The sequence below is a fragment of the Psychrobacter sp. FME13 genome (genome assembly GCF_014861395.1).
Lineage (GTDB): Bacteria > Pseudomonadota > Gammaproteobacteria > Pseudomonadales > Moraxellaceae > Psychrobacter.
In genome coordinates this window covers 1-1,228 of sequence record NZ_RRYV01000304.1, presented here as the reverse complement: position 1 = coordinate 1,228, position 1,228 = coordinate 1, and the positions used below count along the sequence as shown (strand labels likewise).

The window sequence follows — 1,228 nt, the reverse complement described above, 5'->3', positions numbered from 1 at the left end:
ATATTGTCTAAAAAATAGTCACTGCCAGCACCACATTTGAATGTTCAACACGCCCTAATAGATCATAAAATTGATAGACAGTTAAAAAGCCCGAGTTTGGTATCCGAGCTCGGGCTTTTTTATACTAGTGTTTTCTATACGAATATTTTTCATGCTAATAATCGTAGGCTGTTGGCTCAATTATGCATCTAATTCACGACTGATTAAGGTACCGACACCTTCGTTGGTAAAGATCTCAAGCAAGGTCGCATGGGGCACACGGCCATCAACAATGACAGCGCTTTTTACGCCGCTACGTACGGCATCAAGCGCACACTGAATTTTAGGAATCATGCCACCTGAGATAGTGCCATCTTCAATCAGTCCATCGACTTTCTTCGGCGTCAGCCCAGTGACGACTTGACCATCACGACCCAATACACCTTTGATATTGGTCAGTAACATCAATTTTTCGGCTTGCAAGAATTCTGCGACTTTCCCTGCGACTAGATCAGCATTGATATTATAAGTGTGACCTTCGCTATCGACGCCAAGCGGTGCGATGACCGGAATAAAGTCAGACGAAATAAGCATATTAATCACGTCTTTATTAACACTGACCACATCACCGACAAACCCTAGATCGACAGGGACAGCGACACCATCTTCGCCCACTTTTTCCATGACCAGTTTTTTTGCTTGGATTAAGTTAGCGTCTTTGCCGGTTAAACCAATGGCTCGGCCACCATGCTTATTAATCAGGCTAACAATAGATTTATTGACGCCGCCACCTAGCACCATCTCGACGATATCCATAGTACTTTTATCAGTAACGCGCATCCCATCAATACGGTCAGACTGACGGCCAAGCTCTTTTAACAAGTTATCGACTTGTGGACCACCACCATGTACGACTACCGGATGCATGCCAACGGTTTTTAGCAACACAATATCACGGGCAAATGAGCTTTCAAGTGCAGGGTCAGTCATGGCATTGCCACCATATTTGACCACGATCAATTTACCGACAAAGCGCTGAATATAAGGTAGGGCTGTGGTCAATACTTCAGCGGTTATTTTGGCATCATCTAAATTAAGCGTCATTAAAAACTCCTAAAGTACAGTGTTGAGCGGGTTGGTTATATTGTGTTTCTTGATACAGGTTAGTGCCTATATAAAACAGTTTGTGACATATAGGGCGTGTTGAACATTCAAATATTAGGGCTGCTGATCGCTAAAATTGCACCAA

1 protein-coding gene is annotated in these 1,228 nt (G+C 43.3%); it reads right to left on the bottom strand.

Annotated elements, in window-relative coordinates:
* Positions 1-180: 180 nt before the first annotated feature.
* On the bottom strand, positions 181-1,083 hold the full coding sequence (gene argB, locus EI164_RS16195; protein ID WP_192521000.1) for an acetylglutamate kinase: 903 nt from the start codon (positions 1,081-1,083) through the stop codon (positions 181-183).
* Between the last annotated feature and the right edge of the window lie 145 nt (positions 1,084-1,228).